Annotated in this window: 6 protein-coding genes; 3 read left to right on the top strand and 3 right to left on the bottom strand. The window is 31.3% G+C overall.

The genetic code is table 11. The annotated features are described in order from the left end of the window. Window positions 1–586 precede the first annotated feature (586 nt). The 3 genes from H2280_RS07815 to H2280_RS07805 all read right to left on the bottom strand — a co-directional run bounded on the left by H2280_RS07815 (window position 587) and on the right by H2280_RS07805 (window position 3,717). Entirely contained in the window at window positions 587–2,326 is a 1,740-nt protein-coding gene (locus H2280_RS07815; protein ID WP_337216175.1) for a hypothetical protein, read from the bottom strand. Then, window positions 2,310–2,471: a hypothetical protein gene (locus H2280_RS07810; protein WP_337216174.1), complete on the bottom strand. Its 162-nt coding sequence runs from the start codon at window positions 2,469–2,471 to the stop codon at window positions 2,310–2,312. Before H2280_RS07810 ends, H2280_RS07815 begins: the two co-directional genes overlap by 17 nt. Window positions 2,472–2,658: 187 nt before the next feature. Then, window positions 2,659–3,717 carry a replication initiation protein gene (locus H2280_RS07805; RefSeq protein ID WP_337216173.1) on the bottom strand — a complete coding sequence of 353 codons (1,059 nt, stop codon included), beginning with the start codon at window positions 3,715–3,717 and terminating at the stop codon, window positions 2,659–2,661. Between the two features lie 843 nt (window positions 3,718–4,560). Here H2280_RS07805 and H2280_RS07800 point away from each other — a divergent pair. From H2280_RS07800 to H2280_RS07790, 3 genes are all read left to right on the top strand, one after another. Then, window positions 4,561–4,869 carry a plasmid mobilization protein gene (locus H2280_RS07800; protein ID WP_442862345.1) on the top strand — a complete coding sequence of 103 codons (309 nt, stop codon included), beginning with the start codon at window positions 4,561–4,563 and terminating at the stop codon, window positions 4,867–4,869. Further along, a complete protein-coding gene (locus H2280_RS07795) occupies window positions 4,866–6,374 on the top strand; it encodes a relaxase/mobilization nuclease domain-containing protein (protein WP_337216171.1) in 1,509 nt (502 codons plus the stop codon). Before H2280_RS07800 ends, H2280_RS07795 begins: the two co-directional genes overlap by 4 nt. A gap of 362 nt (window positions 6,375–6,736) precedes the next feature. Further along, window positions 6,737–7,813 carry a replication initiation protein gene (locus H2280_RS07790; protein WP_337216170.1) on the top strand — a complete coding sequence of 359 codons (1,077 nt, stop codon included), beginning with the start codon at window positions 6,737–6,739 and terminating at the stop codon, window positions 7,811–7,813. Window positions 7,814–7,875: the final 62 nt, after the last annotated feature.

Raw genomic sequence — 7,875 nt, 5'->3', positions numbered from 1 at the left:
TAAAGGTAACTAAAGTTTTAAGACTTTAGTCTCTTTCGGGTAAAATCTCACTTTATGATATACTTTTGTCGGGTAAAATCTCACTTTTGTCGGGTAAAATCTCACTTTTAGCAATTTTAAGTCCCATTTTTCCATAGCTAAAATGCCCGTAAACAAGTATAAACAAGAGTAATATTAAACAAGAGAAAAAATCAAAAAATCTTAAACTTTTCTTAAGTAGAAAAAAATAGACTAAAAATATATAGTTTTTCTTGAAAATTTAAGCTAAAAATACTATCATTTTAATATTAGGGCGAGGTTACTCTACGTAGCTACAATGCTAAATGCATTTTTGCTACTCCGAGAACTCGTTAGGGAGACCCTAAAACCCCTTGAAACTCTTAAAAACTTTTTAAGTTGTTTTTAAGAGTTAAGCTTATCTTCCCTTTTAGGTTTAGATAAGCATTAGGGCGGTGGGCTTTGTCCGTGTTCCGTGCTACGCACTCACACAGCCCCCGCACCCCCTTTTCGCAAATCATAGCACCTTACCAGGTGCGATTTGCTACAGCTGATTAGAAAGAGTGAGTGTTTTTTCTTTGGTTTTTGCTTATCTCCCATAGCCATAACCCCTTGTATTTGTGTTATTTTTTGTTTTTTCGCTAAATTCTTGAAATTTGCTTCTAAAATCTTTTGCTCTTTCCTGTTTAATTTCTTGTATTTCGTTTTGTGCCTGTTCGATCTCTAAGATATTTAATTTGCTCTGTAAAGTTTCGATATCGTTTGAAATTTCGCTTTGTTTCTCGCTTTTATTTAAAAAATCAAGATATTTTTTTAGCTCTTTTAAGCAGGTTTTGATTTCATCGTCATTATTTCTTTGTATGTGATAATTTGCGTTTCGAAATAACATAATATCGCTAGTTGATGTTACGTTAAAATGATCTTCATACTCTTTCCAATCGCTCATCAGTTTATCTGCATATTTTGTAAAAATCTTTTCAAAATTATTTTCTTTCAAAGCCTTAAATCTTTCATTATCGTCGCTGATATCGATTATTTTATTTACTAATTTCAGATCGTTTTCCTGGTCTTTTGGTATTGCTAAAATTAATTCCCGTAATTTTTCTTTTTTGCCTTGTAGTTTTTGTTCGATTAATTCTATATTGTTTAAAATGTCAGAATTAGCTTTTAAATCGTTTTTATTTTCTTTTTGATACAAATCATCGTTTTTTTGCTCTTTTGGTTTTAAATAGCGTTCTAGCTCGTTTATAGGGGTAGCATAGCTCAAGCCCTGAAAATTAAGCATTTTTCCTAGATTATTTATGAAATTGTCCCTTTTTTCAATACCTTGCTTTAGTTCTAGGTTTTCTTTTTTTAGTTTCTCGATTTCTTGTTGAAGTCCCTTAACATTAGCATCTTTCAAGGCATAATAAGTAATATTTTGCTTAATCTCATTGACTACAAATTCGCTTTTGCCTTGTCGGATATGTCCTTCCACTAACATTCCTAATTCTCCATCTTCGCTACACCTAGCTTTACCGATGATTTCTTTCATTGTTTGATTTTCTTTTTCGATCTGCAAATGGCGTTCCAGGATATCGTTTAAAAGTTTTGATAAATCCTCTTCATTAATGGCTTCAAAGTTCTTTTTTAAGTTAGATAAATCCCTAAAAAACTCTTTATTTAAGCCCTTTCCTGCCTGTTGTTTTCTAAAATTCTCGATCGCTTCTTTATACTGGTTTTTGGTTAAAAGTTCTTGTTTTTTAGCTTTTTTCTCTTTTTCTTTTAAACTCGCATAGGCTCTAGGTTCTATGCGTTTAGTTCCACTTATTCGCTTATCTTGCCCCCTTTGCATTTGCAAGATTTCAGCGACTTCGCTTTGTATCTCTCTTAAAATTTTCGGTGTAATAAGCTCTCTGCGATAATTGTTTTTACCTGTTTCTTTGTCAAGCGTGATAAACTCTAAATGTGCGTGATGGTTGATGATCTTTTCTCCATTATCGCTTATGTGCCCTTCGTCTCTGTGTATAGCGATTTGATAGCATTGAAAGCCGTATTTTTCTTGAAAGTGATTAGCTAAATTCTCTAAATCATTCATTGAAGTATCTGGTTTGATATTTACAACCGCACTCCATTCATAGCTTTTAGCTTGTGATTTTTGTCCTGTTCTTTTGGTGTAGTTCTCGATCGCTTCTTTAACGATTTTATTTTTTAAAACTAAGGCTTCTTGATGATTACGATTACATTCAACCGCACCGCCGATTAAGTAATTTGGCGGTAAGTCTCGATCGTTATGCTGTATTTGTATAGGATTAGATTTTTTAAAATTAATACTAGAGATCTGAGCCATTTATTTTTATCTCAAATTCTTGTATAACTTTTTTAGCATTTTCGATTTTAGTTTCAAGACGTTTTTTTTCTGCTTCTAATTTGGTTAAATCTTTTAAAGCTTTGTTAAATTTTGCAACCGCTTTTCTTTTTTCTTGTAAGTCCATTGTATCTCCTTTTAAAAAAATGTTTAATTGAACTTGTGAAATTATAGCACATTTTTTTAAAACAAATTATCACTTCTTTTTAAAGAGGTGGATAATTTGCAAATTATCCACCTTGACAAGCAAAGTGTATTAATTTGCACTGCGTGGCTTAAATATTTAATCTCATCAAGTTCGATTAAATATTATTTTAGCAAATATTGCTTAAGAATGTATCAATCATTTGCTTAAATTGCGTTTTATCTTTAGCTGTAAATTCTTTATAAGCACTATTTACTAAGTTTTCGTATTCGTCTCTAACCATCTCTACACATTGTAAAGAAAGCTTTTCAATATCAAATGCTAAAACTTGATATATTTTATCTTGATATTTAAACTTTATTCTAGTTCTTAGCATTTCGTTACAAGTATGGATTATTTTTTGTTCCAAAGTCGCTTTTTTATTGACTTCTTTTTCTAGTTTTTGCATTTCGGTATTTTCTGGTTTAAAGGTAAAGACGATCGCTGAAACCTTACCGCCCCTACCCCTTGTTCCTTTCTCTTTCTCTTTTTCGTAAGCTAAATTTTTAAAGGGCACTCTGATTTGGTCAAATAAATTACGTTCTTTTGAAAGTTCTTTGATCGCTGGTTTTAAAATCCATTTATCGATATTATGCATTAAATAATTTTCTGGTATATCCATAATCCTACAAAATTCATTCCATTCAAAACGTGCTTTGCCTGTAGTCCTGTATTGTTTTAAAATCCTGTATAAAGTCTTTGTGTATTTGCCACTAAGTGCCACAAATTCGGCTAATTCAAAAGCCGTAAAATTAGCGGTTAATTGATTAATGAGGTATTCAAAATGCTTATTAACTTCTATATCTATACGAGTAAATTCTTCCCAGGCATCATACATTCCCATTTCCATATCGTATTTTCCATTAAATTCTTTCCATATTACAAAATGATTAAATAAATTTACTCTCATTTTTCCAATTAAATTTTTAACTTCATCTTTTACAATGATCGTAAAATCAGCTTTGAAAAATTTTTCTTCAAAAGATGTTAAAATTTCCGTTATTTCTTTATTTGATAGGTTTTTTTCTGAAAAACCTATCAGATCTTTTGGATATATAGAAAATATTTCATTTTCTTTTTTTTCTTTTATCTTTGTAAATAGAAAACATAATAAATTTTGCTCTTGCTCTGTAAAGCTAGGTAGCTTGATTTTATTGAAGTCGTTGTGGTATTTAACAATATCGTTCATAAATTTTCCTTGTGTATATCCACACTAGGACAGGGGCTTAAGCCCCTGCGGTCTTATTTCACAAAAAAGATCGCCACTTTAAGCTTAAAAAACCTAAAATTTAGATATAATGCTACTTTAAGACGCTTACTATGTTTTTTCATAGTATGTCCTAAGTAATGGATTTCCGCCAAGAGTGAAAACTCAAGGCGGATTTTTTATTATAGCATATTAAAAGTAGGTTGTCAAATATTTTCTATTTTTAATTAAAAGTAGATTGTTAATATCTATGCCCTTTTAAATACTCCCAATTTGTTGTCTTAATACTTCGCTAATCCCTATTACATAGGCTTTTAAATTATTTATTAAGAGTATATTATTTACCAATTTCTACTTTTAATACTCCCAATTTCTACTTTTAATACTCCCAATTTCTACTTTTAATACTCCCAATTTCTACTTTTAATACTCCCAATTTCTACTTTTAATACTCGGCTAAGCCCCATCATATAGAGCCTAGAACGCTCCCTAAAAATATATAAAAATATTAAAAAATTTAAAAAACGCGTACGCGTGTGCGTATGCACGCACGCGTGAAAGAAAAACAAAAAAAGTTTCAAATGCAAAAGAGAGTTTAAGGACGTAAGCCGTCCTAAAGCAGCGTAAAGAAAAAGAAATACTTTTCCTTGCCTATTAGCTAATATTGCAATTTAGAGTTTTTTTGCTTAGTAGTAGTATAAATTAGGGCGGTGGGCTTTGTCCGTGTTCCGTGCTACGCACTCACACAGCCCCCGCACCCCCTTTTCGCAAATCATAGCACCTTACCAGGTGCGATTTGCTACAGCTGATAGAAAGGAGTAAAGCATTAAAACTTTAACTAAAAGATTAAGACTTTCGCAAGATGAGTGGGAGCAAATACAAATCAAACTAAAAGAAAGTGAGCTTAATTTTTCTAGCTTTGCTTTAAAATCTATGCTAAAACAAAAGACCCTTAAAAGAAAACAAACTCCAATTAATAGAGATTTTATAGCTGAGCTTTCTAAGTGGGGTAATAATTTAAATCAAGTTGCAAAGCATTTAAACACATCAAAAGGCGGACTTGATAGAGTAGGACTAGAAATGCTAAGTCGCATCGAAAATCATCTAAAAGAACTTAGAAAAGTCATTGAATGATTTGTAAATTCTTTAAAACTCAAAAAGGCGGGGGTGTATCATCGGTTGATTATATGCTAAATGAGAGAGTTAATCAAGGCACGGCAAGAATATTAAAAGGGGACGAGTTTTTAACAAGAGAGCTTATTAAATCAATGAGCCAAAAGCATAAAACTTGCGTAGGTGTTTTATCTTTTGAAGAAAAAAACATCGATGAGAACACCAAAAAAGAAATAATGCAAAGCTTTGAAAATGCCCTTTTAACTCCTGCAATGCAAGGACGTTATAATATTTTGTGGATAGAACATACAGACAAGGGCAGATTAGAATTAAACTTTATAATTCCAAAAATGGACCTAGAAAGCAAAAAGTCATTTAACCCTTACTACCACCCCATTGATAATAAAAGAATTGATTTTTGGCGTGATTTTGTTAATTTATGCTATGGTTTTACAAATCCAAAAGATCCGAGCAAAGAACAAACCCTACAAGGAAGCAAAAAAGAAAAGGAGCTTTTTAAGGACTATAAAGCCCTAGATAAGATACTTCATAAGCAAGTAGCTAATGAAATTATCAATTCAAGAGACGAACTCATTTATTTTTTAGAGCAAAACAATATCGAAGTAACAAGAAAAGGAAGCGATTATTTAAGCATTAAACTACCAGAAAGCAAAAAAGCTAAAAGGTTTAAAGGAGGCATTTACAATGAACAATTTAGAAGCTTTAAAAAGCTTAGAGACTTACGCACAGAAAAAGAAAGCAGAGCAAGAGAGTATCAACAAAGAGATATTAAAGCAGAGCTTGAACGAACTAAACGAGAACTTGATAAATTCATTCAATCAAAAGATGAGTATTACAGAGAAACAATTAGAAAATTTAACGAGCGATTACAGGGAAAAACTAGAAAATTCAATCGAAAAAATGGAGAAATACAATTACAAGATACAGCTAATGAAATTCAAAATATCCAGCCTAGCAATGAGTTTTTTAGTGGGAATGCTTACGATGATGATTTTAAGCGTAGTTGTATGGTATCTGTGGATAAGACCTTATCAGATCAGCAAGGAGCTAACAACAAAATCGAACAGCGGGAAAATTTATATACAAATGCCGAAAGAGAGCGTGATAGTGCAAGAGGGTTATTATTACCTACCACTAGATTAGAAAAGGCAGAAAATGACGACTTTAGAATTAGAATTAATAGCAGAAATAGAGAGATTACAGGACAAGATAACAGAATATCAACAAGCAGAGATGAAATTACACGAGATAATCAAGAGCGAACGAATAGCATACGAGAACGCTTTGGAAGCTATGAGAAACAAACTCAACGGCTTAGAACAGGATTTCAAAGCTTTACAGGAGAAAACACAGGAAATAGAACACTCATACAGGCAAGAATTGACAGAGTTAGAGACATTATACAATCAAAATATACAGAACTTAGAGAACGAATTAGAAACAGCTTTAAAAAGACAATAAATAAAGCAAGACAGATTAAAAGAGATTTTGGATATAGTAGATAAATATATGGAAAAATGGGACTTAAAATTGCTAAAGGTAACTTTTTTAATGTGAAAGGTAACTTTTTACCAGGAAAAAACCCCTTTTAAAAGTGAGAAATATTTAATAAATATATACACTATTAACTAAAATTGTGATATAATTATTTTGTGGAGTTTAAATCCTAGTGGATTAGGGCTCCACTAGGGTTAATTTGCTCCGCCGAAAGGAGGAGATGAATTGAAATTCATCGTAATTATAGCATTAATTTGCTTAATTGTAACCTTAGCTTATTAGCTTAGGGAAGTTTAGGGTATAGGGGCAAGCACTTATACCCTTTATGCGATGAACGCCCTGCTTGCTTCTTTGAATTGTAGGAATAATTATGCAAACACCAAAAAAAACTAACAAAAAAAGAATTCAAAAAGCAGTCGTAACTCAAAACAATCGCTTTGTTTATGCTAAATACGATATGAATACTAATGAACTTAAAATGTTTATGTGGATCGTCGCACAAATTAACAGCCAAAAAGACACTTTATTTCAAGTTTGTGAAATGCCATTAAGTGAAATTATGGAACTATGGCAAAGAGATGATAAAAATCCAGATTATAATTATATAAGGGATTTGTGTCAATCTATGGCAAAAAAAGCTTATGTCGAGGATTTTAAATTACTTGATGAAAAAACAATGAAAGAAGTAAATATTTTTAGGGCTATGCCACTTTTTAAATTTATAGAATACAGACAAGGACAAGGGTATATCACTTACCAGCTTAACGATAGTCTTATGCAATACTTGCTAGACCAAAAAAGAGATTTTACCCAGTTAAAATTTAATGATATCCAGCAAATGAAATCAGCTTATAGCATAAGAATTTATAATATGCTTGTTTGTGAGTTAAAACAGAACAAACAAAGCCTTAAAATCAATCTTGCAGTATTACAAAACCTTTTAGAAGTGCCAAAAATTTACATTGAAAGATGGGCGGATTTTAATCGCTTTGTATTAAAACAAGCCGAAAAAGATATAAATGGCAAATCAAATCTTGTTTTACTAGAAATAAAAACTTACAAAACAGGGCGTAAAATCACAGATTTAGAGTTTATTTTTGATTATAAGAACAACGATAAACGCATCGCACAAGAAAAAGCCAAACAGGAGAAATTTTTTACCAGGCTAAAAGAAATACTAAGCACTTATATAGGCAAATCAATTTATGATGAACGCTTTGGTGAAATGATCGTAACTCATTACGACCACAATGAAGCTGATAATAAAATTTCAATCATCGCACAAAGAAAGAGCGATGATAAATTTGTGGCTTTTGGTGTTAAAAACTTCAAAGACATACAAAGCTTAGAGAAGTTAAAAGACAAAGCTGAAGAACTTTTTTACTTAGATAAGCAAAGAGTAATTAACGCCAAAGAAGCACAAAATTATAAAAATCTTTTTACTTGATAAAAAGTAAAATTATTAAAATTTTTAACATTAAAAATCTCACTTTTATCGATATTAATACC

Source organism: Campylobacter sp. 2457A, from assembly GCF_020135895.1.
In the GTDB taxonomy this organism is placed as follows: domain Bacteria; phylum Campylobacterota; class Campylobacteria; order Campylobacterales; family Campylobacteraceae; genus Campylobacter_D; species Campylobacter_D taeniopygiae.
This window is presented reverse-complemented; position numbering and strand designations above follow the sequence as displayed.

What these genes read in the sequence shown, in the direction of transcription:
- H2280_RS07805 (WP_337216173.1), bottom strand. Translation starts at nt 3,717, where the DNA reads ATGAACGATATTGTTAAATACCACAACGACTTCAATAAAATCAAGCTA.
- H2280_RS07815 (WP_337216175.1), bottom strand. Translation starts at nt 2,326, where the DNA reads ATGGCTCAGATCTCTAGTATTAATTTTAAAAAATCTAATCCTATACAA.
- H2280_RS07790 (WP_337216170.1), top strand. Translation starts at nt 6,737, where the DNA reads ATGCAAACACCAAAAAAAACTAACAAAAAAAGAATTCAAAAAGCAGTC.
- H2280_RS07795 (WP_337216171.1), top strand. Translation starts at nt 4,866, where the DNA reads ATGATTTGTAAATTCTTTAAAACTCAAAAAGGCGGGGGTGTATCATCG.
- H2280_RS07810 (WP_337216174.1), bottom strand. Translation starts at nt 2,471, where the DNA reads ATGGACTTACAAGAAAAAAGAAAAGCGGTTGCAAAATTTAACAAAGCT.